The 26,283-nt window shown below is 71.8% G+C and carries 19 protein-coding genes; 10 read left to right on the top strand and 9 right to left on the bottom strand.

The window, feature by feature from the left end; all coding sequences use genetic code 11:
- Positions 1 to 8: 8 nt before the first annotated feature.
- Positions 9 to 1,397 carry a vitamin K epoxide reductase family protein gene (locus WME95_RS49220; RefSeq protein ID WP_437906082.1) on the bottom strand — a complete coding sequence of 463 codons (1,389 nt, stop codon included), beginning with the start codon at positions 1,395 to 1,397 and terminating at the stop codon, positions 9 to 11.
- A 91-nt stretch (positions 1,398 to 1,488) separates the two neighbouring features.
- On the opposite strand from WME95_RS49220, the gene rnr reads away from it, so the two are divergent.
- From rnr to WME95_RS49175, 9 genes are all read left to right on the top strand, one after another.
- Positions 1,489 to 3,861, top strand: coding sequence for a ribonuclease R (gene rnr / locus WME95_RS49215; protein ID WP_437906081.1), 2,373 nt, complete (start codon positions 1,489 to 1,491; stop codon positions 3,859 to 3,861).
- Positions 3,862 to 4,265: 404 nt separating this feature from the next.
- Complete coding sequence (locus WME95_RS49210; protein ID WP_012241614.1) at positions 4,266 to 4,748, top strand: MSMEG_0572/Sll0783 family nitrogen starvation response protein; 483 nt, start codon at positions 4,266 to 4,268, stop codon at positions 4,746 to 4,748.
- Between the two features lie 14 nt (positions 4,749 to 4,762).
- Positions 4,763 to 5,791 (top strand): Nit6803 family nitrilase, encoded by a 1,029-nt coding sequence (locus WME95_RS49205; protein WP_012241613.1) that lies wholly within the window; start codon positions 4,763 to 4,765, stop codon positions 5,789 to 5,791.
- Positions 5,736 to 7,067 carry an MSMEG_0568 family radical SAM protein gene (locus tag WME95_RS49200; RefSeq protein WP_437906080.1) on the top strand — a complete coding sequence of 444 codons (1,332 nt, stop codon included), beginning with the start codon at positions 5,736 to 5,738 and terminating at the stop codon, positions 7,065 to 7,067. Before WME95_RS49205 ends, WME95_RS49200 begins: the two co-directional genes overlap by 56 nt.
- On the top strand, positions 6,964 to 7,470 hold the full coding sequence (locus tag WME95_RS49195; RefSeq protein ID WP_437906079.1) for an MSMEG_0567/Sll0786 family nitrogen starvation N-acetyltransferase: 507 nt from the start codon (positions 6,964 to 6,966) through the stop codon (positions 7,468 to 7,470). The genes WME95_RS49200 and WME95_RS49195 overlap by 104 nt, the downstream gene beginning before the upstream one ends.
- Complete coding sequence (locus tag WME95_RS49190; RefSeq protein ID WP_437906078.1) at positions 7,470 to 8,459, top strand: sll0787 family AIR synthase-like protein; 990 nt, start codon at positions 7,470 to 7,472, stop codon at positions 8,457 to 8,459. The genes WME95_RS49195 and WME95_RS49190 overlap by 1 nt, the downstream gene beginning before the upstream one ends.
- Complete coding sequence (locus WME95_RS49185; protein ID WP_437906077.1) at positions 8,456 to 9,685, top strand: MSMEG_0565 family glycosyltransferase; 1,230 nt, start codon at positions 8,456 to 8,458, stop codon at positions 9,683 to 9,685. The genes WME95_RS49190 and WME95_RS49185 overlap by 4 nt, the downstream gene beginning before the upstream one ends.
- Positions 9,686 to 9,701: 16 nt before the next feature.
- The gene (locus WME95_RS49180; protein ID WP_437906076.1) at positions 9,702 to 9,989 is read left to right on the top strand and encodes an MSMEG_0570 family nitrogen starvation response protein; all 288 of its coding nucleotides are present in this window, start codon (positions 9,702 to 9,704) and stop codon (positions 9,987 to 9,989) included.
- A 40-nt stretch (positions 9,990 to 10,029) separates the two neighbouring features.
- Positions 10,030 to 10,941, top strand: a complete 912-nt coding sequence (locus tag WME95_RS49175; RefSeq protein WP_437906075.1) for a methylenetetrahydrofolate reductase — start codon at positions 10,030 to 10,032, stop codon at positions 10,939 to 10,941.
- Between the two features lie 81 nt (positions 10,942 to 11,022).
- On the opposite strand, the gene WME95_RS49170 is transcribed toward WME95_RS49175, so the two are convergent.
- The 5 genes from WME95_RS49170 to WME95_RS49150 form a co-directional block, all read right to left on the bottom strand.
- Positions 11,023 to 12,186, bottom strand: a complete 1,164-nt coding sequence (locus WME95_RS49170; RefSeq protein ID WP_437547862.1) for a flavin reductase — start codon at positions 12,184 to 12,186, stop codon at positions 11,023 to 11,025.
- A gap of 147 nt (positions 12,187 to 12,333) precedes the next feature.
- Positions 12,334 to 12,702 carry a cupin domain-containing protein gene (locus tag WME95_RS49165; RefSeq protein ID WP_437547860.1) on the bottom strand — a complete coding sequence of 123 codons (369 nt, stop codon included), beginning with the start codon at positions 12,700 to 12,702 and terminating at the stop codon, positions 12,334 to 12,336.
- A gap of 18 nt (positions 12,703 to 12,720) precedes the next feature.
- Complete coding sequence (locus WME95_RS49160; protein ID WP_437906074.1) at positions 12,721 to 13,185, bottom strand: 1,2-dihydroxy-3-keto-5-methylthiopentene dioxygenase; 465 nt, start codon at positions 13,183 to 13,185, stop codon at positions 12,721 to 12,723.
- A 55-nt stretch (positions 13,186 to 13,240) separates the two neighbouring features.
- The gene (locus WME95_RS49155; RefSeq protein WP_437906073.1) at positions 13,241 to 14,239 is read right to left on the bottom strand and encodes an FHA domain-containing protein; all 999 of its coding nucleotides are present in this window, start codon (positions 14,237 to 14,239) and stop codon (positions 13,241 to 13,243) included.
- 34 nt (positions 14,240 to 14,273) lie between these two features.
- On the bottom strand, positions 14,274 to 16,262 hold the full coding sequence (locus WME95_RS49150; protein ID WP_437906072.1) for a methyl-accepting chemotaxis protein: 1,989 nt from the start codon (positions 16,260 to 16,262) through the stop codon (positions 14,274 to 14,276).
- 419 nt (positions 16,263 to 16,681) lie between these two features.
- Here WME95_RS49150 and WME95_RS49145 point away from each other — a divergent pair, with 419 nt between their 5' ends.
- On the top strand, positions 16,682 to 18,469 hold the full coding sequence (locus tag WME95_RS49145; RefSeq protein ID WP_437906071.1) for an ATP-binding protein: 1,788 nt from the start codon (positions 16,682 to 16,684) through the stop codon (positions 18,467 to 18,469).
- Between the two features lie 194 nt (positions 18,470 to 18,663).
- Here the strand turns inward: WME95_RS49145 and WME95_RS49140 are convergent, their stop codons facing one another.
- The 3 genes from WME95_RS49140 to WME95_RS49130 all read right to left on the bottom strand — a co-directional run bounded on the left by WME95_RS49140 (position 18,664) and on the right by WME95_RS49130 (position 26,256).
- Positions 18,664 to 22,551, bottom strand: a complete 3,888-nt coding sequence (locus tag WME95_RS49140; protein WP_437911114.1) for a DUF4215 domain-containing protein — start codon at positions 22,549 to 22,551, stop codon at positions 18,664 to 18,666.
- Between the two features lie 505 nt (positions 22,552 to 23,056).
- Entirely contained in the window at positions 23,057 to 23,986 is a 930-nt protein-coding gene (locus WME95_RS49135; protein ID WP_437906070.1) for a phosphatase PAP2 family protein, read from the bottom strand.
- Between the two features lie 86 nt (positions 23,987 to 24,072).
- Entirely contained in the window at positions 24,073 to 26,256 is a 2,184-nt protein-coding gene (locus WME95_RS49130; protein ID WP_437906069.1) for a beta-propeller domain-containing protein, read from the bottom strand.
- Positions 26,257 to 26,283 lie beyond the last annotated feature (27 nt).

Genomic DNA, 26,283 nt, shown 5'->3' with positions numbered 1-26,283 from the left:
GACGTCGCTCACGATCGCTCTGGCGAGGACGACGAGGGCGCGGCGCCCCCCTCGTCCGCCGCGCCGCGCGAGCGATCCCTTCCGCCCACGAGCACGGCGACAGCGGCCGCGCCGAAGAGGGCGACGAGGAGCCAGGGGAGCGGCAAGCTCATGTCGTCCCCGGCGGCCTCACGGCGCAGCGCATCGCGGATCCGCTCGGGGTTGTACGCCACCACGAGCCGCCGGCCGACGTAGGTCGTCGGGAGCCCGCGCGCCTCCATCCGCCCATACAGCGCGACGTCCGCGTCGATGGCGGCCTGGGTCTCGGGCGCGGCGAGGCAAGCCGCGAGCTCCGCGGCGGAGAGGCCGAGCGGCGAGAGGACGGACGCGACGCGCTCGTCCGTGAGCTTGCTGGGCGACGCGCTGTAGAGCAGCGCCGCGGCCTGCTCGCGCTTGTCCTCGGGCGTGCAGACGTAGGCCTTCGCGGCGGGGAGCGCGCCGGGGTGGATCGGGAGCGGCACCATCTTGCGCACGTGGCGCACCCTGTCGCCGTAGGGCTCCTCGATCTTGCTCAGCTCGGGGTGCAGCCTGCGACAGAAGGGACACTCGAAGTCGGTGAAGGCCACGATCGTGATCTTGCCCGGCTCCTGCAGCGCCGCGAGCTCCGGCGGGAGCGGCGGAATGACCGGGTGGCTGCCCCAGAGGAACGGCAGGCCGATCGCGGCCGCGGCGGCCGCGCCCCACACCGTGACGCCCAGCGGCCCGCCCTGGGCAGCGCGCTCGAACGCCCTGGCCGGCATGCGCCGCGCCTGCCGCGCGACGAGGGCAGACGTGACCGCCGCGGCGAAGGCCGCGAGATCGACCGCGATGCACCACGCGCAGAACGCGCCGATCACGAAGCTCTGGAGCCCGAGGAGCACCGCGGCGGCGAGGCCGCCGACGGCCGAGGCGGCCGCGATCGCGGCGTGGTGCCAGCGCGCCCGCGCGAGCAGCGAGGCGGTGAGGAGCGCGGTGAAGGCGGCGAGGCCGAGGTTCGGCAGCGGGACGCCGAGGAAGCGGCTGTACGGCGAGATCCTGACGGCGAAGCACCCCGACGTGACGCCGCAGAACGCCGGATCGCCCGCGTTCTGGTACTCGACGACGAGCGCCGCGCTCGCCGCGATGGCGACGAAGAGCGCGAGCCGGAAGAGCGTGACGAAGAACCGGGCGCGCCCAGCCTGCCGCTCGTCGCTCGAGGACAGCGACGCAGGCGCCTCGGGGCTCGCCTGAGGCGCCTCCGCGCGCCCAGGCCGTCCGTCGCGTCCTTCACGTCCCTCACGCCGGTCACCGGCCGGACGCACCGCGAAGACGTTGCCCCTGCCGGCGAGGGCGACGAGGAGCACCAGCGCGAGGAGCAGGGCGATCGAGTTCAGCGGCATCGGTCGTTGCGGTCGGTGAGGGGTGGGTTCGAGGCATACCGGACCCGGGCGGAGACAGCCAGCGCGAGGAGACTCGTGCTAGTCGAGTTTCATGCGTTCTTCATCTCGCGGAGATCCTCCGACGACCGGCTCCGGCGCGCGCCGCCGGGAGGCCGTGGTCGACCTGCTGTCCTCGTTCAAGCGCGCCCTGCACGCGAACGAGATCGCCGAGCGCCTCGGGGTCGAGCCGGGCCGCTACGCGAAGCTGCAGCGGCTGCTCGAGGAGCTGTCGCTGGAGGGCAGCATCGTCGCGCTCCCCGGGCAGCGCTTCCGCACGAGCCAGAAGCAGGTCGAGGCGCGCGGCGCCGAGCGCGAGGGGACGCTGACGGTGCACCCGCGCGGCTTCGGCTTCGTGGCGCTCGGAGGGGCGGCCGAGGACGTCTACGTCTCGCCCGAGGCGATGGGCGGCGCGCTCCACGGCGACACCGTCGCCGTGCGCATCTCGACCCGCTCGCGGCGCGGCGTGGAGGGGGAGATCGTCCGGGTCGTCAAGCGGCGCCACGCGCGCGTGGCGGGCGTGCTGCGCCGGCGCGGCAGGAGCGCGTGGCTCGAGCCGGACGACGGGCGCGTCCGCGGGCCGATCGTGATCGTGCCGCGCGAGCCGGGCGGGCCGCTCGTTCCGCCCGACGCGGAGGACGGCGCCGCGGCGGTCGTGTCGATCGCCCGCTTCCCTGACCTGGCCGACGAGAACCCGGAGGGCGTGATCGAGGCCGTGCTGGGGACGCCCGGCGATCCGAACGTGGAGGTCGCCAAGATCCTGCTGCGCGAGGGGATCGAGGAGGAGCACTCGCCCGAGGCGATCGCCGAGGCCGAGGCGTTCGGGGGCGAGGTGCCGGCCGAGGCGCTCGAGGGGCGCACGGACCTCACCCACCTGCCCATGCCGACGATCGACCCGGAGGACGCGCGCGACCACGACGACGCGGTGTGGGTGATCCGCGAGGAGGACGGCTCGTACCGCGCCTGGATCGCGATCGCCGACGTCTCGCACTACGTGCGGCCGGGCACCGCGCTCGACAAGGCGGCGCTCGCGCGGGGCAACTCGGTCTACCTGCCCGATCGCGCGATCCCGATGCTGCCGCGGGCGCTGTCGTCGAACCTGTGCTCGCTGCTGCCGGGCGTGATCCGCCTCTGCCTGTGCGTCGAGGTCGAGCTCGACCCGACGGCGACGGTGCGGCGGGCCCGCGTCATCGAGGGGTACATCCGCTCGATCGCGAAGCTCACCTACCCCGGCGTGGCGCGCGCGCTCGGCTTCACCCCCGAGCCGCCGCGCAGCCCCGAGGCCGAGGCGCTCAGGAACGATCTCCAGGTGATGTGGGACCTCGCCCGGCTGCTCCGCGGCAAGCGGATGCGGCGGGGCGCGCTCGACCTCGACCTGCCCGAGGCGAAGGTGGTGCTCGACCCGAAGACGGGCGCGCCCGTCGACGTGCAGAAGCGCAGCCACGACCCCGGCGTGGCGAAGGCCTACCAGCTCATCGAGGAGATGATGCTCCTCGCGAACGAGACGTGCGCGCAGTTCGTCGTCGACCAGGGCATCCCCACGGTCTTCCGGTACCACGCGCCCCCGGACCAGGCGAAGCTCGAGCGCTTCGCGACGATGTGCGGGGAGCTCGGGCTCGCGTTCGACCCGGAGGACGCGGCCGACCCCAAGCGGCTGTCGGTGTTCCTGAAGAAGCTCGACGCGCACCCGCAGAAGCAGGTGCTGCACATGCTGCTGCTCCGCGCGATGAAGCAGGCGGTGTACGACGTCGCGAACGTGGGCCACTTCGGGCTCGCCTCGAGCGCGTACCTGCACTTCACCTCGCCCATCCGGCGGTACCCGGACATCACGGCGCACCGGGCCATCCGCGCGGTGCTGCGCGGCGAGCGCGTCGACAGGAGCGAGGCGGCCACCGAGCGGCTGCGCGAGGCGGCCATCACGGCGTCGGAGCGCGAGCGAAAGGCGATGGAGGTGGAGCGCGAGGTGGTCGACCTGCACCGCGCGCTCCTCATGCGCTCACGGCTCGGCGACACCTTCGAGGGCACCGTCACGGGCATCGTGGGAGGGGGCGTTTACGTCAACATCGAGGATCCCTTCGTCGACGTGCTCGTCCGCATGGAGTCGCTCGGCCCGGATCAGTACGAGATCGACGACGAGGGGCTGCGCGTCATCGGCCGCCGCTCGGGGGACCGGATCGCGATCGGCGACGCGATGCTCGTGCAGATCGAGGACGTGGCCATCCTCCGGCGCGCCGTCTATGGCCGGCGCCTCGCCGGCGAGCCGGCGGCGGATGAGGCGAAGCCGCGCCGGCCGCGGCGCGACGCGGCGGACGCACGGCCCCCCCGTCGTGTCAAGATCAGCAAGAGCACCAAGCCCCTGAAGGGCATTAAGACCAGCAAGCGCACCAAGGGCGGCAAGAGCGCCAAGGTGCGAAAGAAGCAGCGGTAGCAGCCCGCCCGAGGGCTCGATTCCCTGCCAGCTTTTGCCGCTCGAACGCACGAGCGCACAGCACCTCCCCAGCCACGCTCGCTCTCGCGGACAAGCGCGCGAAACGTCGTCGAAATCGTCGAGACGATCCGGCGAAACAGAGCGAGTCGAACCCGTCGAAATCGCCCAAGCGCACGAAGCGCACGAAGCGGACGAGGCGCTCGAGACACACGCGACGACCCAGGCAAACAGCCGACCGGGGCGCTGCGGACGCCGACGCCAGATCCAAAGTCGCACCCCCTCCGCGCCCCTCTGTGCCCCTCCGCGACTGACACCCGCTCAAAAGAGGGAGGGCTCCTGCATTTTCCTTGCGTCCAGAAAACCACTATGTTCTCAACTAACTCATTCTAGGAGAGAGGTAACCAATGCCCAAGCCGACGTATCCCGCCTACAACGCTGGTGACTTCCTGGTCGATTACGAGGAGAAGGTCTTCGAAGACGTCAAGGCGAAGCCGGGAGAGAAGGCGCTGGTTACCTTTCACACGGTGGCCTTCGAAGGGTCGATCGGCCTCGTCAACGTGCTGACGGCGATCCGCCTGCAACGTAAGGGGTTTGAGACATCCATCCTGCTCTATGGGCCGGGCGTCACGCTGGGGCTCCAGCGCGGCTTCCCCAAGCTCGGGAGCGAGGCGTTCTCCGGGCACCTCGCGGTGAACCAGCAGATCGGCCGGTTCATGGAGGAGGGCGGCAAGGTGTACGCCTGCCGGTTCGCGCTGCAGGCGCTCTACGGCCACGGCGAGCACGCGCTGATCCCGGGCATCAAGCCCATCAGCCCGCTCGACGTGCTCGACATCCAGCTGATCCACCGCCGGGACAACGCGTTCATGGTCCACTCCTGGACGCTCTGATCCAAGCGCGGTCCATGGAGTTCAACCGCAAAGTCCGGGCCGCCGCGGTGCAGGCCAGTCCCGTCCTCGGCAGCCGGGACGGGACGACCGAGCGAGTCGTCGCCGCGATCGCCAGGGCCGCGAAGGAAGGCGCCGAGCTGTGCGTCTTCCCCGAGGCGTTCGTCCCGTATTACCCGTACTTCTCCTTCGTGCTCCCGCCGCCCGCCATGGGGAAGGAGCACATGCGCCTTTACGACGAGGCGGTCACCGTCCCCGGCCCGGTGACGCGGGCCGTGGCGGCCGCCGCGCGCGCGCACGGGGTCGTCGTGGTGCTCGGCGTGAACGAGCGCGATCACGGGACGCTCTACAACGCGCAGCTCGTCTTCGACAGCGACGGCTCCCTGGTGCTCCACCGCCGCAAGATCACGCCGACCTACCATGAGCGCATGATCTGGGGGCAGGGCGACGGCTCGGGGCTCAGGACCGTGGACACCGCGGCCGGGAGGCTCGGGGCGCTGGCCTGCTGGGAGCACTACAACCCGCTCGCGCGGTTCGCGCTCATCGCGCAGCACGAGCAGATCCATTGCAGCCAGTTCCCCGGCTCCCTTGTCGGGCCCATCTTCGCCGAGCAGATGGAGGTGACGATCCGGCACCACGCGCTGGAGTCGGGCTGCTTCGTGGTGAACGCCACGGCCTTCCTGACGCCGGAGCAGGTCCGGGAGGTCGCCCCGAACGAGCAGATCCAGGGCGTGCTGCGCGGCGGGTGCATGACGGCGATCGTGACGCCCGAGGGCGTGCACGCGTGCCCGCCCGTGACCGACGGCGAGGGGATGGCCGTCGCCGAGCTCGATTTCGCCCTGATCACGAAGCGAAAGCGGATGATGGATGCGGCGGGGCACTACGCCCGGCCCGACTTGCTGCGGCTTTGGATGGATACGGCGGAGCGCTCGATAACGCTCGGCGCGGGCAGCCCCAAGGCCTCCTCCCTTGCCCCTGCGGCGGTGGACCATGGATACCCAGACGCTGATCACCGAGCTCCAGTCGTTCGGCCTGAGGCTGGCTGAAGCCCCCGAGGGCGCCCCCGAGGCGGGCGCCGCGCCCCCGCCGGAGCCCGCCTCCGGCGAGGCCTCCTGCGAGGGAGGCGGCCGCCGCGCGGCGTGGACCTCGCGGCGCGGCGGCGCGGGGCCGACCCAGCACGTCGCGGCGACGCTGCGCGGCGCCACGGTGATGATCCCGATCCACACCGACCAGGCGGCGGCGTCGCCGTTCGTCGCGCGGCTCGGGCGCGACGGCGCGGGGACCGTGGAGCGGGACGGCCAGGCGCTCGCGCCCATCGCCCTCGTGAAGACGCCGCGCTTCTACGCCCTCTCGACGAAGGACGGCATCCCCTACCCCAAGATCGCGCTGCTGCACGGGGCGGACGTCCTCGCCTCGACGGTGCTCCAGACGTGCATCCGGTACACGGAGCCCGAGAAGGCCTGCACGTTCTGCGCGATCGGGCAGTCGCTCGCGGCGGGGCGCACCACCGCGAAGAAGACGCCCGAGCAGCTCGGCGAGGTCGCCGAGGCGGCGGCGCGGCTCGACGGGGTGCGGCACGTGACGCTGACGACGGGCACGCCGCGGTCGGCGGATCGCGGCGCGGCGCACCTCGCCGACTGCGCGCGCGGCATCAAGGCGCGCGTCGATCTGCCGGTGCAGGCGCAGTGCGAGCCGCCTGACGATTTCGCCTGGTTCGAGCGGATGCGCGCCGCCGGCGTCGACAGCCTGGGCATGCACCTCGAGGCGGTCGAGGACGAGGTGCGCGCGGCCGCGATGCCGGGCAAGGCCGAGGTGAGCGTGGCCCGCTACTTCGAGGCGTTCGAGGCGGCCGTGCGCGTGTTCGGGCGCGGCCAGGTGTCGACGTACCTCATCGCGGGGCTCGGCGACTCCCTGGCGTCGCTGCTCGACGCGAGCGAGCGGCTCATCGCGCTGGGGGTCTATCCGTTCCTCGTCCCGCTCGTGCCCATCCCCGGGACGCCCGGGGCCGATCGCGCGCCGCCCTCGGGGGACTTCATGCGGGCGCTCTACGAGCACATCGGCCCGCTGCTCGCGCGGGCGGGGTTGCGCTCGACCGACGTGAAGGCGGGCTGCGCCCGCTGCGGCGCCTGCTCGGGGCTCTCGGGCTTCGAGGCAGAAGGCCGAGCCGCGGCGCGGTCGGGATCCGGCGCGGCATGGACATCAACCTCGGAGAGCTCCGATGACGCCACGTTACAGCTTCGAGCTTGTGCAGAGCAGGGACACGTACCTCGAGTACCTCCGCTTGCGCCGGGCCATCTTCTGCGACGAGCAAGGGCTGTTTAAGACCACCGACGAGGACGACTGGGACGGCTCCGCGTTCCCGATCGCCGCCCTGGAGCACGGGGCGCCAGGGGGCCCGCGGCTCGTCGGCACCGTGCGCATCTACGAGGCGGAGCCCGGCCTCTGGTACGGCGGCCGGCTCGGCGTCCAGCGCGCCCACCGCAAGCAGGGCGTGGTCGGCCGCGGCCTCGTCCACAAGGCGGTCACCACCGCCCACGGCTGGGGGTGCCGCCGGTTCCTCGCGCTCGTCCAGGCGGCCAACGTCCCGTTCTTCGAGGGCATCCACTGGCGCTCCCTCGAGGAGCGATCGCACCGCGAGCGGCCGCACCACCTGATGGAGGCCGACCTCGACAGCTACCCGCCGAGCGACGAGCCCCGCCCGCCGCCCGGGCAGAGGTTCCGCTGATGCTCGGCGGCGTCGCGGCCCAGCTGCGCGGCGCGATCGGCGTCCTCGCGAAGCGGGACGTGCAGATCCCGGCGCGGTACCTGTCCGGCGAGCGGGGCGCGGCGCTCGCGGCCAGCTCCGTCGAGCGACCCGCGGCGCTCGGCGACGACTGCGCGGCCATCCCCGACGGAGACGGCTACCTGCTCCTCGCCGCCGAGGGGATCTGGCCCGCGTTCCTCGAAGGGGATCCGCGGTTCGCCGGCTACAGCGCCGTGATGGTCAACGTCAGCGACGTCTACGCGATGGGCGGCCGACCCATCGCCGTTGTCGACGTCGTCTGGGGGACCTCGGCCGGCGCGCTGGAGCCGGTCTGGGAGGGAATGGTCGCCGCGTCGCGCGCCTACGGCGTGCCGATCGTTGGAGGGCATACGAGCGCGCGCAGCCCGTACAACGCCCTCGCCGTGGCCATCGCGGGCCGGGCGCGGCGGCTCATCACGAGCTTCGCGGCGCGCCCCGGCGACGTGCTCGTCGCGGCGATCGATCTGCGCGGCGAGATGCACGCGGAGCACCCGTTCTGGAACGCCTCGACGGGCGCGGACCCGGCGCGGCTGCGCGGCGACCTCGAGGTCCTGCCCGCCCTCGCCGAGGCGGGCCTGTGCGACGCGGGCAAGGACATCAGCATGGGCGGCGTCGCGGGGACGCTGCTCATGCTCCTGGAGACGTCCGGCGCCGGCGCGGTGCTCGATCTGGAGGCCGTCCCGCGGCCGCGCGACGTCCCGCTCGCGCGCTGGCTGCTCGCGTTCCCGAGCTACGGCTTCCTGCTCAGCGTGCGCCCGGAGGTCGCCGGCGACGTGCTCTCGGCGTTCGCGCGGCGGGGCATCGCGAGCGCGGCGGTCGGCGCCGTCGACGGCTCGCGGCGGCTCACCCTCCAGGCCGCCGGCGAGCGGCAGACGCTCTGGGACCTCTCGGCGGAGCCGCTCACCGGGCTCGCGCGCGAGGGCGCGCGATGAGCGCCCGCGCTGCCTCGGGCGCGATGAGCGCCGGCGCCACGAAAGCCTCGGGCGCGCCGCTCTCGGTCGCGCTCCTCACCTACTCGACCAAGCCGCGCGGCGGCGTCGTGCACACGGTCGAGCTCGCGGAGGCGCTCCACGACCTCGGCGTCTCGGTCTGCATCTACGCGCTGAACAAGGACCAGGGCGGCTTCTACCGCGCGCCGCGCTGCCCCTCGGTCCTCGTGCCCGCCGCGCCCCCGCCGGCGGGGATCGACGCGGTCGTGAAGCAGCGCATCGCGGAGTTCGAGGACGGGCTGCGCCGCCTCGGGGCGCGGCACGACGTCTGGCACTCCCAGGATTGCATCAGCGCGAACGCGCTCGCGGCGCTGCGCGCCGAGGGGCGCGTCCCCCACTTCCTCCGGACGGTGCACCACCTCGACGACTACGACAGCCCGTACCTGCGCGCCTGCCAGGACCGCTCCGTGCGCGAGGCCGACGCGTGCCTCGTGGTCAGCGAAGCGTGGAGGGAGGCGCTCCGGGCCGAGCACGGCGTCGACGCGGCGATCGTCCCGAACGGCGTGAGCCTGCGCCGCTACACGGCCACGCCCGACGAGCGGGACGCGGCGCTGCGCGCGCGCCTCGACGCCACCGGATCGCCGCTCTTCGTGACCGTGGGCGGCGTCGAGCCGCGCAAGAACTCGATCGGCCTGCTCAAGGCGTTCCTGTCGGTGCGGAAGCGGCTGCCCGGAGCCCAGCTCATCATCGCCGGCGGAGAGACGCTGTTCGACTACGAGCCTTACCAGCGCGAGTTCGAGGCGATCGCGCGCGAAGGCGGCGTATGGCCCTCGCCCGCGGGCGCGTCGCCGCCGCCGCTCGTCCTCGCGGGCGTGCTCCCCGACGCGCTGATCCCGCCGCTCTACCGGCTGGCCGACGCGTTCGTCTTTCCGTCCGTCCGCGAGGGGTTCGGGCTCGTCCTGCTGGAGGCGATGGCCTCCGGGGCGCCGGTGGTGAGCTCTGCGCAACCTCCCTTCACCGAGTTCCTCGCCGACGGCGAGAGCGCGCTGCTCGTCGATCCCTCGAGAACAGACGATCTCGCCGGCGCAATGGAAGCTATCCTGGACGAGGGCGTGAGGCGGCGCCTCCGCGCCGCGGGGCTCGAGACCGCGGCCCGGTACACGTGGGATCGATCGGCCCGCATCGCGGCCGGCGTGTACCGCGAGTTCCTTGGATCCCGCCAAACGTAGGACAAGCGAGCGACGTATGCCGGAGATGCGCTTCGTTATCGAGTGGCCGAGCGGCGAGCAGCAGGTCTGTTACTCTCCGTCGCTCGTCGTGAAGGAGCACCTCGCCGTCGGGGAGAGCTACGATCTCGACGACTTCGTGTCGCGTTGCCGGACGGCGCTCGATATCGCGAGCGAGCGGGTCCTCAAGAAGTATGGGTTCCCCTGCAGCCTGGCGCGGGCCGAGGCGGCGCGCATCGCGAGCGCGGCCGCGCGGTTCCACGGCCGGAGCGGGGCCAAGGTCCGGGTCCTCAGGTTCGTCGAGTGACGGAGTCCTCAGGTTCGTCGAGTGACGGAAGGAGCAGGAGATGGTGACGAAGTCGAAGATGGAGCGCCTCCTCAGCGAGCGCCAGTTCCTCGTTTCCGCCGAGCTGACGCCCCCGCGTCACTACGATCTGGAGAAGTTGCTGAAGCACGCCCGAAACATGGCGGGCTGTGTGGATGTGGTGCAGATCAACGATCACCTGCTCTCGCAGGCGCGCTGCGCCAACATGGCAGTCGGCCATTTCGTGAAGCAGGAGGGGCTCGAGCCGGTGCTCCAGTTCTCGCTCCGCCACAAGAACAAGATCGCCCTCCAGGGCGACCTGCTCGGGATGGCGGCGCTCGGGCTCTCGAACATCATCGTCCTCGGCGGCTACCCGTGCGCCATCGGCTCCGATCCCGACGCGAAGGAGGTGAGCGACGTCGACAGCTACGCGGCCATCGAGCTGACCCGCCGGCTGACGCGCGAGGGGAAGCTCTTCAACGGAGACGTCGTCTCGCCGGCGCCCTACTTCCACGTCGGGACCATCGATTTCCCGTGCGCGGAGCAGGCGATCGCCGGGGCGATGGACCGGCTCGCCGCGAAGATCGACGCGGGCGCGAGCTTCATCCAGGTGCAGGCGGTGTTCGAGCTCGCGTCGATGCGCCGCTGGATGGCCGCGGTGGTGGAGCGCGGGCTGCACGAGCGGGCGCACTTCATCGCGGCGATCTTCCCGTTCGCGGGCGTGGATCGGCTGAGCTTCCTGCAGAAGGTGCCGGGGCTCGTGGTCCCCGAACACCTGATCGAGCGCGTCCGCCAGAGCGGCGACGCGGAGGGGGAGAGCTACCGGATCACGCTGGAGCTCATCCGCGGGCTCCGCGACATCCCCGGGCTCTCGGGCATCCACATGCGGTCCATCGGCGCGGAGGACTGGGTGCCCCGGCTGGTCGACGAGGCAGGGCTCCGGCGGTCGGCATGAGCCTCTAGCGCGGGGCTCCGCGCGCCGGGCGAGGTTCGGTTCGGGGCCGGTGCCTGGCGCCTGGGCGCTCGGGCGGCGCGCTCAGGCCTTGCGGGCGATCCAGAGCAGCGCGAGGCCGTTCATCCGGCGCTCGCGGCGGTCGACCTGGAGCCCTGCGCCGCCGATCTCGCCGCCGAGCTTGTCCTCGGTGTGACGGTAGGTGACCTCCGCCGCGTCGGCCCACGCCAGCATCGCGTGGGCCGTCGACGGGTTGTACCGGTGGCCGCGCAGGTAGCCGGCCATCGCGGCGCGGCTCATCGTGGCCGCGGGCTCGAGCAGCGCCAGGCGGCCGCCCGGGCGGAGGACGCGCGCCGCCTCGGCCAGCACCGGGCCCGGCTCGGGCAGGTGCAGGAGCAGGTTCGACGCGGTCACCACGTCGAACGAGGCGTCGGGGAACGGCAGCCGCGTCGCCAGCGCCTCCCGGAACGTCACGTTGTCCAGGCCGAGCGCCTTCGCCCGCTGCGCGGCGCGCTCCACCATCGCCGCCGTCGCGTCGATCCCGATCGACTCGTGGCAGCGGCGACCCATCTCGCGCGTCAGGCGGCCCGTGCCGCAGCCGAGATCGAGGCACCGCTCCTCGACGCCCGGATCGACGAGCGTGACGAGCTCGTCGATGAGCGTCGCATAAGGGCCCTCCGCCTGCATGCGATCGAAGAAGTCGACGAGCTCGTGGAACGGGGTCGCCTGCTCTCGCGCCGCATAACGATCGCGCCACCGCCAGACGTCGTCGAGGGCCTGGTACGTGCCCCGGTAATACAGGAGCGGCGCGCCCGCCTCCCCCCGGCCCGACGCGAGCACGCGACCGACATAGATGATGTGATCACCCCCGTCGTACGTGTGCTCCACCTTGCAGTCGAGGAAGGCCAGCACGTCCTTGAGGATCGGGCTGCCCGACTCGGCCACGTGGGCCTCGGTGAGCACCGCCTGCCGATCGATGTCCGTGCCCTTGCCGGCGAACAGGTCCGAGAACTCCCGCTGCTGCTCCCGCAGGATGTTCACCGCGAAGACCCCGGACGCCTCGATGGCCGCGCTCGTGCGCGACCGCCTGTCCGCGCAGAACAGCACGAGCGGCGGGTCGAGCGAGACCGCGCTGAACGAGTTCACCGTCATCGCCTGCGGCGTGCCGTCCTGCACCGTGGTCACGAGCGTGACCCCGGTCGCAAACTGGCCCAGCACCTTCCGGAACTCCGCGGGATCGAAGAGCATGGGGCATAGTACGCGCTCGGCGCCCACCAGGGATCGAGGATCTGCGCGGCGCGGTGCGCGGCGCCAGCGCGCGCGCCGCGCACCGCGATGCGCGCATCCTGCGGCGGCGCCGCTCAGATCACGCGCCGGCGCCGCGCACTGCGGAGCTCACTCGGCGTCGCGCCGCGCCAGATCCGGCGCGAAGGCCGGTATGCAGAGCGCGAAGTACTCGCTCTCCTCGTCGAACGGGTTGCTGTAGCGGACGCGCTGATCGGGCTCCGTCCAGAGGGCCTGGCCGGCCGAGACGTCGACCGCCTCGCCCGCGATCTCGGCGCGCACGCGGCCGCGGATCACGAGCGTCAGCTCGCCGAACGAAGGCGTCTGTGCCGGCTCGCTCCAGCCCGGCGGGGCCACCATGTGCGCCAGGCTGAACCCCTCCGTGCCGGTGTTCACGCGGCCGAAGATCTCCTCGATGAGCTTGCCGCCAGGGACGGGGATCCGGGCCCTGGAGGTGACGAGACGGTAGGGATGCGCCATGGGGTACCTCGCGTTCAATCACATCGCGCGCGTCCGATCATCGGACACGCGGTAGAGCTGCATGAGCAGGTGACGGCCGCCGTACGGCTGCAGGTAGCGGATCGCGCCCGCCTTGCTCGCCATGAAGCGATGGTAGCGCCGCGCCGGCACGGCGATGAGATCGCCCGCGCCGACCCAGATCCGCAGCCAATCGTCGTTCGTGCAACGGATGTCGTAACAGCCCTGTCCCTCCACGAAGAGCCGCACCTCGTCGCCCAGGTGACAGTGCTCATCCGCCTCTCTCGCGCTCTCCGCCTCGTCGCGCGGCTTGCTCCCGTCGCGGCGGACATCCTCGTGCTCCGTCCATCCGCGGTCCGCGACCACGCCCTGCAAGGCGAGCACAGCTGCGCCCGGGTCGAACGCGCCGCACCGGATCCCTTCCGCCTGAAGCTCCGCCTCGGTGGCCTCGCCCTCGCCGTCAGCTCTCATTCGGATCGCACGCATGCGCACCCTCCGGGACTGCGCTCTTCGAACCCTGCGCGCGCGCGACGTCAAGACGCTAAGAGCGCCCCAGCAGCCACAACAGGCCAGCAATGCTGAGCGCCAGCACACCAAGCGCGAGCAGCGCAATGAGCGCCTCTGTGAAGCCCCATCCACTTCCCTGCGCCGCGCGAGACACCGGAGCCGCTTCAGCGGGCTGCGCGAGCGGCGAACTCGTGCTCACCGAGGCAGGCGGAGGCGTCGACGTGGAATGCGCTGCCTTCGGCTCCTCGAGCGAAGGCGGCTCGAACACCGCGTCTGGACGGAGCGGCTCACAGGGGCTGCGCTCGATCTCCGCGAGCGCCTCGGCGGCCGGATGCTCGAAGATGAGCCGATCACCCGAGATCGCGAGCACCTGTCCAGGACGCCAGATCGTATCGAACTGAGGCACCGGAACGCCGTCGAGCGAAGCGCCCGAGCGCGATCCGAGATCTTGAACAGAGAATTGATCGCCCCTGCGGGTAATGGCCAGATGACGGCGAGAGACGTCCGGGTCGTCGAGGACGAGATCGGTGTCCTTGGCGCGCCCGAGGATGTAGGGCCGCGCCGCCTCCTCGATCCGCAACGCGCGGCCGCTGTCGGGGCCCTCGACGACGACCACGCGCGGCGCCGGATCCTCCCCTTGCGCGGCGAGGCCGCGCGCGACGAGCTCGAGGGCGAGCTCCTTGGCGGCCGCCGCCGGGGCGGCCTTCGCGACCGCCGGCTCGATCCGGAGCAGGAGCCACACGCGCCCGATGCGGATGCGATCGCCGGTCTTCAGGGGCATCGCCGTGCGCAGGGCGATGCGTGTCTTGCCGAGGAACGTGCCGTTCTCGCTGCCCTCGTCGAGGAGCAGGTACGTGGCGCCCCGCTGCCGGATCGACGCGTGCCGGGGGCTCACGCTCGTGTCGGGGAGGCGCACCTCGCAGCCCTCCGCGCGGCCGAGGATGACGCGGGGCGCGTCCAGCGTCAGGGAGAGCTCGCCCCCGTCCGCCTTCCCCGCCCCGTCGGGCGCGAGCACCACGATCGTCAACGCCATCGATGCTGCCTGCGCGCGAGGGGGCGGCTCGGCCTCAAATCGCCGCCGTACGACGCATCCGCTCGGTGGCGCTGAGGAGCTGGCGCACCGCCTGGTCCTGCTGCCGCGCCGCCTCCTCGATGCGCTTGCCGGCCTCGACGAGCTGCTCGCCGCCGCGCGTCTGGCTGCGGTGCGAGGCGTTGAGGCTGTTGACCCCGTGCGAGATCTGCTCGATCGCGCTCGTGATCTGGCGACCGCCGCGCGCCTGCTCCTGGCTCGACCGCTCCACGTGCTGCGTGATGGTCCGCATCTTCTCGGCGCTCTTCATGATGAGCTCCGAGCCGCGCGCCTGCTCCGCCGTGGCGGCGGCGATCTGCTGCACCGTCTCGGCGATGCGCCCGATCGCGTCCGTGACCTGCTTCGACCCCTTGGCCTGCTCGACCGTGGCGCGGGCGATGGCGCGCACCATGTTGGTCGACTTCTGCGAGCTCTCGAGGATCTTCTTGAGGGCCCGCTCGGCCTCGTTCGAGACCTCGACGCCGCGGTCGACGTTGTGGGCGCCGCGCTCGACGGCGGCGATCGCGTTCTTCGACTCGGACTGGATGGTCTTGATGAGCTCGGCGATCTCCTTCGTGCTGCCGCCGGCGCGCTCGGCGAGGTCCTTGATCTCGTCGGCGACGACGGCGAAGCCCTTGCCGTGCTCGCCGGCCTGGGCGGCGATGATCGCGGCGTTCAGCGCGAGGAGGTTCGTCTGCTCGGCGACGTCGTCGATGACGGCGAGGATCTGCCCGATCGCCTCGATGCGGAAGCCGAGGTTCGAGATGACCGCCACGGCCTCCTGGCTCGACTCCTTGATGCGGTAGATCTCGCCGATCGTCTTCAGGATCGCCTCGGCGCCCTTCTCGGCGTCGGTCGCCACCTCCTCCGAGAGCCGGGCCGTCTCGTTCGCGTTCGACTGGACCTGGTCGATCGAGACGTCCATCTGGTTCATCGAGGAGCTCGTCTCCTCGGCCGTCAGCGCCAGGGCGTCGACGTTCTTCGCGACCTCGCGGATGGAGTAGGCCATCTCCTCGATCGAGGAGACCGTCTCGCGCACGCTCGACCCGAGCTCGCCGACGTTCTCGGCGACCTCCTCGTTCGTGGCCGTCATCTCGAGGATGCTCGAGCTCGACTCCTCGGCGCTCGACGCGAGCGACTCGACCGACTGCGCGATGTTGGCGAGGGCGGTCGTCATCTCGCGGATGTACACGGTCGCCTGCTCGCTCGCGTGCATGACGCTGCTCACGCCGTCGCTGAGCTTGGGCAGCAGCTCGTCGAGGAGCCCCGTGGCCTGCGCCAGCTCCGAGCGGCGCTGCTTGTCGCGCAGCTCCGCCTGGGTGATCCGCTCCGCGATGCCGCTGAGCTCCGCGTAGAGGCGCGAGAGCTCGGACGGCGCGCCCGTCGGGACGCGCACCCGCTCGCCGGCGGTGGCGCGGAGCACGGCGTCCACGAGCGCGTCGACGTCGATGTCGGGGCCGCGCTGCGCGAGCTCGTTCACCTTGCGGGTGAGCGTCGAGCACTCCCGCTCGAGGGTGTCGCGCTCCTTCGCGAGCCCGTCGCGCTCCCGGCTCAGGGTGTCCCGCTCCCGCTCGACGGTGTCGCGCTCCTTCGCGATGCCGTCGCGCTCCCGGCTCAAGCCGTCGCGCTCCCTCGCGAGCTTGTCGCGCTCCTCGGCGAGCGCGTGGCGCTCCTCCGCGAGCTCGAGCTGGCGGCCGGCGATCTCGGCGATCTGCTCGTAGGTCTCGGCGACGTCGGCGGGGGCGCCCTCGGGGAGCTTGGGCCGCTTGCCTCGGGCGGCGCCGCGGAGCGCGTCGCGCAGGCCTCCCAGGGGGACGCCGCCCTTGGCCCCGAGGCTCGCGTACAGCACCGCCACCGCCGCGGCGAAGCCGAAGACCATGAACAGCTGGCCCGAGAACTCCGCCAGCCACTTCGACGCGAAACTCAGCCCGAAGCCGATGAGCGCCAGGATGGCGGCGATGGGGATGGAGAGCTGCTTGGAGTTCATTTCGTGCGTTCCAGCGCGGTCGAGCTGCGGCGCGCGCGTTGGCCGGCGCGCCGAGGGCGACCCCGAAGGACGACCGAGCGTAAGAGGCGAGTGCCCCCCGGTGCAAGGAGAGCGCGCGGCAGAGGCGCGGCAAGCGCCGGCAAGCTGCCGAGGGCAGGCGAGCCGTGAACCGAGATCTCCTGGGCAGAGGCGCAGGGGGCGGGCCCGCGCGGCTGGGGGAAACGCGATGAACTTGGACGATCTCGACCCGATGGCGTATGCACGGAGGTTGCGGCGGAGCAGGAGCCCGCCGCGGGGGCTCGGCGCCGGCGCCGATTCCTTTAGGTTCGACCGCACCGACCCTGAACACCGCCGCGGACCGCGGCGGCCGCCCGGCCGTACCGGCGGCGGCGCGGCCGGGCGGGCGTGGCCGTCCCGCCATGTCCCTCGCCGCTCGCCTCCTGCTCGCCTTCGGGCTCGTCGCGATCATCGCGACGGCGTTCGTCGGGCTGACCCTCCGCGAGGCGTCGCGCGAGATCATCGAGGGCGGCTTCGCCGAGCGGATCGACGCGGCGCATGCAGGCGTCCGGCAGCAGCTCGCGTGGGAGGCCGACGCGCTGCGCGACCTCCTCCCGCCGCTCTGCCGGCACGACACGTTCGTCGACAAGGCCCACGTCGAGCTCGAGCGCGCCAAGGGCGACCCGGACGCGATGGACACGGGGAGCCGCATCGCCCTCGGGCGGCTGGTCCCGAGCCAGGCGAAGGCGCTGCGCCTCGACGAGCTGTCGCTCGTGGCGGGCGACGGGAGCGTCCTGGGGGCCGAGGACGCCGCGCGCATCGGCGCGCGCGACAAGCGGCTCGCCGAGCTGATCCAGGCCCCCGGGGGCGCGCCGCGGCTCCGCCCAGCGAAGGCGGGCGGCGAGCCGTCGCTGGAGGTCCACTGCGCCCTGTCGCGCCACGGGGTGACCATCGGCCTCGTGGGGGCGCGGCGGATCGGCCCGGTCCTCGCGCGGATCGGCGAGGCGTACCATGTGCGCCTCACGGCGGCGCGGGAGGGGGAGCTCGCCCCTCGGAGCAGCGAGGCGGAGGTCGTGCGCGTCCTCCATTTCGCCGAGATCCCGGGCCTTGACGTTGTCGCGTCTGTGCCGCGCGATCCGCTGAGGCAGGCGCTGGCCCGGCTCGATCGCGCGATCGCGCTGACGGGCGCCACGGTGCTGGCGATCGCCGTCGCGATGGCCGTCGTGCTGGCGCGCAGCCTGTCGCGTCCGCTCGTGGCGCTGGCCCGCGAGACGCGCGAGGTGATGAGCGGCGCGCCGCGGCGTGTGGAGGGGCGTGGGGGGCGGGAGATCGCGGATCTCGCGGCGGCGTTCAACGCCACCATCGACGAGCTCGCGGCGATGCGAAAGCGCCTGGCCGCGACCGAGCGCATCGCCGCGCGGCGCGAGGTCGCGCGCCAGATTGCCCATGAGATCAAGAACCCGCTGGCGCCCATCCGTGCGGCGGTGGAGACGCTGCGCCGGCTCCGGCAGCGCGACGACCCGGCGTTCGACGACTACTTCGCGGAGGCGACGTCGACGGTCCTGAACGAGGTGCACCGCATCGCGAACATCGTGACCGAGTTCACCCAGTTCGCGCGCCTGCCGCCCCCGAACCTCACGCCCATCGATCTCGTCGCGGTCGCGCGCGGCGTGATCACGCTGCACGCCGCCCCGGCGTCGGGCGAGGCGACCTCTGGCGCGGGCTCGACCTCTAGCACCGGCGCCACCTCCGGCGCGCCGTCGCCGCGCGTGGAGCTCGTGGCGGATCCGATCCCGCAGGTCTCGGCCGATCGCGATCAGCTGATCCAGGTGCTCACGAACCTGGTCCAGAACGGCCTGGACGCCGCGAGCGCCGTCCGGCGCGACCCCCGCGTCTCGGTGACGATCGGCCCGCTGCCGAACGACCGTGTGCGGATCGTGGTGCGCGACAACGGCCCAGGCGTGGCCGAGGAAATGGTGCCGCGCCTGTTCGAGCCCTACGCGACCAGCAAGGAGAAGGGGACGGGTCTAGGCCTCGCGATCGCGCAGCGGATCGTGTTCGAGCACGGCGGAGAGATCACCTACCGCAAGGCCAAGAAGGGTGGCGCTGTCTTCGAGATCTGGCTTCCCATTGCGGGCCCCCCTCTCCTGGAGAAGCCGCTGGGCGACACCACGGTGCGCCCGCGCCCCCCCGACGCGCCGCGCTCGTGAGCGTTCGCGCCCCCCGGTGAGCCCATCCAAGGCTGTTCTCCCGCCTCTCGCGCCCCCTCGGCCGGGCGACGCCGACGGCCACCCGCACAGGAGACGGGCCCAGATCGGCGTTTTCGGCGCGGAAGCGTACTCCTGTACGCTGAGCACCGAAAACGCCGAGGTGGGCCCGGATCCGCCGCGGGTGGCCGTCTCTACTACTGGGGTTGGCCGTCGTTCTTGCAGGCCGAGCTGCAGCCGTCGCCGCTCGTGTTGTTTGCGTCGTCGCACTCCTCGTACAGGCTCTGCCGGACGCCGTCGCCGCAGTACGGCCCGTAGATGCACCCCGGCGCGCACTTGCCGTAGCCGCCGGTGTTGTTGCCGTCCCCGTCGTCGCACTGCTCGGGGCCGTTGACCACGCCGTCGCCGCAGCGCGGGCCGTACAGGCAGCTGGGGCCGCACTCGCCGTAGCCGCCGTCGTTCACGCCGTCGTCGCACTTCTCGCCGAGGTTGGCCTGCACCACCGAGTCGCCGCACTGGGCGCCGAGGCGGCAGTTCTCGCTGCAGCCGGTCGCCTCGTTCGGGGGATCGCACTGCTCACCCCAGTCCTCGTCGACGTTGCTGTCGCCGCACTTGGCCGCCGGCGTGCAATCGGGGAAGCAGCTGCCGTAGAAGCCGTCGTTCACGCCGTCGTCGCAGGTCTCAGCGCCGTTGACGGCCGCGTCGCCGCAGTACGGCCCGTACGCGCAGTGCTGCGTGCACCCGTTGTAAGCGCCGTTGTTGTCGGCCTCGCCGAGGTCGCAGTCCTCCTCGTCGGGCTGCACCACGCCGTCGCCGCAGCGCGGGCCGTAGAGGCACATCGGCGCGCACTCGCCGTAGCCGCCGTCGTTGACGCCGTCGTCGCACTCCTCGCCGTAGCTCGCCTGCACCACCGTGTCGCCGCAGAGCGCCCCGAGCTGGCAGCCCACGCAGTTCGGGTCGGCCGGGTCGTCGCACTCCTCACCCCACTCCTCGTCGACGTTGCTGTCGCCGCACCGCGGGGCGGGCGTGCAGTTCGGGTTGCACGTGCCGTAGAAGCCGTCGTTGCTGCCGTTGTCGCACTGCTCGGGGCCGTTCGTCACGCCGTCGCCGCAGTACGGCCCGATCTCGCACTCGCGCGTGCAGCCGCCGTAGCCGTTCGCCGTGTTGCCGGAGCCGAGGTCGCACGCCTCGTACGGCGCGTTGACCGCGCCGTCGCCGCACCGGGGCGGCGCCACGCACCCCGGCGCGCAGGCGTTCGAGGCGTTGGCGTACGCGCTGTTGTTGAGCCCGTTGTCGCAGGTCTCCGGGCCGTTCCTCTGGCCGTCGCCGCAGTACGGCCCGAGCTGGCAGTTGTTGCACTCGCCGTAGCCCGTCCCGTTCTCGGTGCCGTCGTCGCACTCCTCGCCCGGCGTCACGACAGGCGGGTCGACCCCGCACTGCGGCGTGCACACCGACGTGCCGGCGCTGAAGCCCGACAGCGTGAGCTGGTAGTTCGACCCGGTGACGTGGCGCTCGGCCTGGAACACCGCGATCTCGTAGACCTTGCCCGGCTCGAGGTTCAGGTCGACGTCGTAGGGCGTGCGGGCGCCCGCAGGGCACGTGTTCTGGGTGCAGGGGGTCACGCGGGCGTCGCCGTTGTCCAGGATGGTCACGCTCTCCTGGAGCTGCCCGTGGATGCCGCCGATGTCCGCGGTCAGCGTGTTCTTGATGAACACCCAGACGTCGTCATCGCCGAAGAAGGTGAGCACCGGATCGGCCGCGGCGCCGTTCGGCGTGAACTGGAACCAGTACCGGACCTCGCTCGTGAAGTAGTAGTTGTGCGAGGGGTTGCTCTGCTGCGCCTTCTCCAGCCCGGCGGAGACCAGGTTGTTGAGCACGGGATCGCCGTTCGGCGGGGTGGGGTCCACGGGCCAGAACGGGCTCCGCTGGTACACGTACCTGCCGGCCTGCGGGGTCAGCTCGATGGAGGTGACGAGCGTCCGGTTGTACGTCGTGTTGTCCCGGTACCACCACTGGAAGTTGTTCTGCCCCGTGGTCCAGCCGTTCGCGTCGCTCGGCGTGACGAAGCCGGGGCCGAACCTGCTGACGGGCTTGCCGGCGGCGTCGAGCGTCGGCTGGACCATTTGGTCGATCTGATTGCCGCTGGGATCGATCTCGAAATCGAAGTGCCCGACGAGGGTGTCGTTCAGGTTGTTGTCGCACGCGCTGTTGCTGACGGTGCGGTCGTACGAGGTCGGGCACCAGCCGATGAAGTCGCGGATGACCATCGGCAGCCGCATCTCGCTCGGCTGAACGGCGCAGGTGTAGCCCGGCTCGATCGTGCACGTGGCGGAGCATCCGTCGCCGCTCACGGTGTTGCCGTCGTCGCACGCCTCGGTGGCGTCGCCGGGCAGGAGCATGCCGTCGCCGCACTTCGAGATGCACGCGCCGCGGCTGCAGTCCGGCTCCCCCTTGCAGTCCGGCGTGCAGCCGTCGCGCCAGTTGCCGTTGCCGTCGTCACAGGCCTCGGTGCCCTCGCGAATGTTGTTGCCGCAGACGGAGAAGCCCGTGCAGTCCTGGGGCTCTCCGTTGTCGCAGACGCTACCCGGCTCGATCCGGCAGGTCTCGTCGCAGCCGTCGCCGCTCGCGGTGTTGCCGTCGTCGCACTGCTCGGCGCCGCGCTTGCGCCCGTCGCCGCAGATGGTCTTGCAGGGGAACCCGACGCGCGAGCAGTCCCAGCCCTCCTCGATCGTCTGGCAATCGGCGCTGCAGCCGTCGCCGCTCGCCGGGGGCTGCTTCCCGTCGTCGCACACCTCGGTGCCGCCGATCTTGCCGTCGCCGCACACGGGCGGCGGCGGCGGGGTGCAGCGCCCGCCCGCCGGCGGGCACGTCCAGCCGACCTCGATCTTGCACTGCGCCGTGCAGCCGTCGCCGCCGACAGGGTTTTCCCCGCCGCCGTCGTCGCACTGCTCGCCGAGCTGCACAGCGCCGTCGCCGCAATAGGTCCTCACGGTGCAGGCCTGGCCGGGCCTGCAGACCCAGCCCTCCTCGAGCCGGCAGTCCGCGGAGCAGCCGTCGCCGCTCGCCGGCGGGTCGTCGCCGTCGTCGCACTGCTCGTTGCCGCTCACGCGGCCGTCGCCGCACAGGTAGAGCGGGATGCACGGCTCGCCTGGCTCGAGGCACACGTACGCCGGGTCCTTCACCTGGCAGTCGGCGGAGCAGCCGTCGCCGTCCGCGGCGTTGCCGTCATCGCAGAGCTCGCCCGGCTGCACCTTGCCGTCGCCGCACTCGATCAGCCGCACGCAGGGCGATCCGGGGGTCGGGCAGTTGTAATAGGGCTCCTGCCGGCACAGGCTCGAGCAGCCGTCGCCGCTCGCGGTGTTGCCGTCGTCGCACCCCTCGCCTGTCTCCTTGGCGCCGTTGCCGCAGACCGGCAGCCGCGTACACGGCAGACCGGGCCGGCTGCACTGGAACCCCGCCTCGCGCTTGCAGTCCGCGCTGCAGCCGTCGCCGGACGCAGGCGGGTCGTCGCCATCCTCGCACTCCTCCGAGCCGTTCACGCGGCCGTCGCCGCAGTCGTAGAGCAGGATGCACGGCTCGCCCGGCTTCGGGCACACGTACGAGGGGTCGACGTAGTAACAGTCGGCGCTGCAGCCGTCGCCATCGACGTTGTTGCCGTCGTCGCAGAACTCGCCGGGGTCGACGACGCCGTCGCCGCACGCGATGGTCAGCTCGCAAGGCCGACCGGCCGTCGGACACTCCCAGTAAGGCTCGACCTGGCACTGCCCAGAACAGCCGTCGCCCGGCAGCGTATTGCCGTCGTCGCAGTCCTCGGACGGCTGGTTCAGCGCCGCGTCTCCGCAGGCGGGGTCGGGAGGCAGGAAGCACTCGGGGGGCGGATCGGCGACGTCGCACGGGTCCGGCTCGCCGCCGCCGTTGCCGCCGAGGCCGATGCCGCTGCCCACCGTGAACTCGGGCACACCGCCGGTTCCGCCGGCGCCGCCGACGCCAGGCGGACCGCCGCCGGAGTTCGCGCCGCTCCCGGAGCCGGTCGCATCGCTCGTGGTCGCGCCGCCCCCGCCGCAAGCGACCGTGATCTGAAGCAATCCCACCGCCAAAGCCAGATAAGAAGTCCTTAAACCCACGGCCACCTCGATAACGCACGTTGCGCTCTTCCCGAGCAAACGGCGCTAGACACACTTTATCGTAAAAGTGCACCCCGGCTCCAGGCGAAATTGGCGGCGCTGCTGTGCTCGGCGCGGGTCTTCATTCGCGCTTCATTCGCGCTTCGTTCGCGCTTCATTCGCGCTTCGTTCGCGCTCGTCGCCAGTCGCCGCTGTGGTTCTGCGCCTTGGTTCTGCGCCCAGGCGTCCACCTCGGTCCTGCGCCTTGGTCTCGGCGCAATTTCGATAGTAATGTCTATTTCCACCGTGACTTAACTCGGCTTCTGCCGACGAGCTCGCAGCTTGATGTCGAATCGAACACGGCCGGAGTTCGCTCTTGACATCGCCGGGCGCGCTGCGGATCAGGGCGGCGGCGCAGGTTTACGCGGGCCAGCCGCCGCTCGGCCGCCTGCGACGGCCCACCTCGGGGCGGACGCGACTGGCCGTCTCAGGAAGGCAGCGGCTGCCCGTCGATCCGACCCGGCCTGCGCCGCGCGACCTCGAGCCCCGAGATGCAGACGGCCAGCCACACGGTGCCTGCGGCGAACCCCGCGAGCACGTCGCTCAGGTAGTGCACGCCGAGGTACATGCGGCTGAAGCCCATCGCCACCGTCCAGCCGAGCGCGAGCGCGACGAGCACGAGGCGAGCACGCAGCGTCCGGAGGAGCAGGAGGCCCAGGTACGAGAGCATGCCAAAGGCGACGAACGTGCCCATCGAGTGCCCGCTCGGGAAGCTCCACCCCGCGGCCACCGCGAGCGGATCGGCGAACGTCGGCCGCGGCCGGGCGAACAGGGCCTTGAGCGCGGAGTTGAGGAGCCCGCCGCCGGCGAGGGCGAAGAGCCACCCGACCGCGAGGACGCGCCGGCCCCGCCTCAGCAGCGCCGCGGCCACGACGACCGCGAGCAGCGCGAGCGCCCAGAAGCTGCCGAGGAGGGTGAACGCGCGGAGCGCCTCCACCCCGGCGCGGCTCGACGACGCGTGGAGCGCGCGCGCGAGCGCGAGATCGACGTCCACGATCGGCTCGCCCTCGCGCACCCCCTCCGCGAGCGCGACGAACACGAGCGCGGCCATGCTGAGCACCAGCCCGAGGCCGAGGTGGATCACGAGGTACTCGGCCGCAGAGAGCTCGCGCAGCACCCTCGCGACCGCGGGGAACCGGGCCGCGAGGCGCTGCGTGGCCGGGTGCGCGGCCGCCGCGGCGTAGGCCCGGACGGCCCACGCCCACAGCGCCCGCGCGTGGCGGTCGGAGAAGCGCGCGACGGCGACGAGCCCGAGGAGCACCCCCACCGTTCCGATCAAGAGCAGCGCGAGCAGCAGCAAGGGCCGCGCGCCGACCGCCGAGGCCAGCTGCTCGGCGGGGAGGTCCAGCGCTTCCATGCCGGAGCTCTATAGCGGGGCGCATCTTCGTGCGCCACGGGCTCATCCCCGTCGCTCGGCTCGGCGCGGCGTACGTTCGATCTCGCTCAGGGGACGAGCGGGACGACGGCTTCCGGCGTCGCGAGATCGCTGATGTTGGCGACCCGGATCTCGTCCTCGGAGACGGAGTAGACGTAATCCTCCATGAAGACGCTCCGCTTCACGAACGACGTCGCGTTGCTCCACCAGTTCCCGCAGCTCGGGCCGTTCCCGCCCGCGCTCGCGTCCGGCAGCGGGTGGGGCACGCCCCCGACGGACGTGAAGCCCGCGCCGGTATCCACCTTGTAGACGAGCAGCCCGCTGAACGTCATCGTGTCGCCGAAGTCGCCGCCGCTCCCGCCCTCGCAGATGACCATGGGGATCCCGAGCAGCCCCCGCTGGGGGAAGTAGTTGAACGCGAGGTGGTTGGTCGCGGCGTCGCTCGCGGAGCCGCGCGTCCCGATCACCTCCTTGTGCGTGAGCGTCGGCGCGTCGAGGTCCGTCACGTCGAAGATCTGGAGCAGGATCCCCTGGAACCACGCGAAGTCACCCTGGTCGTCGGCGTCGTAGCCGATGCTCATGACGTGCCCCTCGTCGATCATGTGCATGTAGGTCGAGAAGCCGGGGATCTTCAGCTCGCCGCGCACCCTCGGCGCCTCGGGATCCGAGAAGTCGATGGTGTAGAGCGGGTCGGTCTTCTTGAAGGTCACGACGAACCCGACGTCGCCGTAGAAGCGGGCGGATCGGATGTCCTCGCCGGGCGCGAGCTGGTCCACCATCCCCTTGACCACGAGCGCGCCGCCCTCCTGCTTCAGCGACGCGACGGTGTTGTGCGTGTCCGGGTCGGGGAGGTGCCCGGTGGTGGTCGCGATGCGGAGATACCCCTCGTGCTCGCTGAGGGCGAACTGGTTGAGCACGCGCCCCTTCACGACGCCGCTCCCCAGGTAAGCGCTCGGCGCCGCGCGCTCGCTCAGCGCGAACTTGTGGACGGTCGTCGCGTCGGGCGTCGTCTCGCCGTCGTCGTAGAACCAGCCGTACGTCTCTCCATACTGGTGCCGGCTCGCCACGTAGAGCGAGTCCGCGGTCGCGTAGACGGCGCCGGGCCTGCCCACGATCGTCGTCTGGCCGAGCGCCTCGGTGCCGAGCTCGGTCGAGACGACCGAGAGGAAGCTCTGCCCGTCGCCCGTGTTCGACAGGTAGAAGTTCTCGCAGCTCGCGAACGGGGCGTGGCTGCTCGTCGAGGCCACGCCGTCCCGGTACAGCGTGTCCTCCACGGTGGGCAGCTGGATGTCGAGCGGGGCCGCGTCGATCACGGCGAGGTTCTTCTCCACGAGCTTGTCGTACGCGCTGTTCACGGCGGCCACCGTGGACGGGTTGACCCCCTGCTCGGACAGGGTGCAGACATCGATGCCCTCTGGCCAGGTAGAGAGTCCCTCCACCACCGGCTCGGGGGAGGCCACGACCGTGTGCACAGCGCTCCCGATGCGCCGGGCGTTGAGGAACGATCCGGAGAACTTCAGCGTCCGCACGACGGCCGGCGCCGTGAGATCGCTGATGTCGAGCTCGGTGACCAGGAGCGGCGTGCCGTCGCCCGTGAACTCGCAATCATATCCGTACGTGCACTCACCCCCGTAATAAGGGAGCTCGCCGTCAGGCGACGAGGACGGGGACAGCGACGAGTACACGAGGGCCCGCTTCTCGTGGACGAAGAGCTTCTTCGGATCCCCCTCGATCGCGACCGACGCGACGCGGTGCGTGTCGGCGGCGGGCCACGCGTCGAAGATCTGGAATTGCCCGTGGGCCAGGATGTAGACGTGCTCTCCGTCGTTCTTGATGAAGTCGGCCTCGTCGACGTCGGCTTCCTGCGTGTTGGTCGTCGAATACTCCGTGGCAGCCCCGTCGTCCCCTCCTGCCTCCTCGGCCGGCGGCGAGACGGGCCCTCCCGTGGAGGAGGAGGAGCCGGAGGAGGCGGATGCGACGACCCCGCCGTCCGCGCCGGACCAGTAGCACCCCTCCTCGAGCTGCTGCAGGGCGGACTTCCGCGCCACGTCGACCGACTTGATCATGTTCTGCTTCAGCCGTTCGCGGAGCAGCGCCTCGACATCGTCGCAGCTCGTCGCGGGCGTGAGGGCGCTCTGTGCCAGGCCCGTCTCCGCGGGCCCGCCCGATCCGCTTCCGCGCGAGCAGGCGGCGAAGCTGGCGCCGAGCGCAAGCAGAGAAACAAGCGTACAACCCCTGTAGAATGATCGCATGTGAGTCTCCGTGTCCGTCTGTCGTTC

Origin of the sequence: Sorangium sp. So ce327, assembly GCF_051530205.1 — a bacterium.
Classification (GTDB): domain Bacteria; phylum Myxococcota_A; class Polyangia; order Polyangiales; family Polyangiaceae; genus Sorangium; species Sorangium cellulosum_B.
The sequence above is the reverse complement of the archived record's forward strand: the minus strand, read 5'-3'. Positions and strand labels throughout refer to the sequence as shown.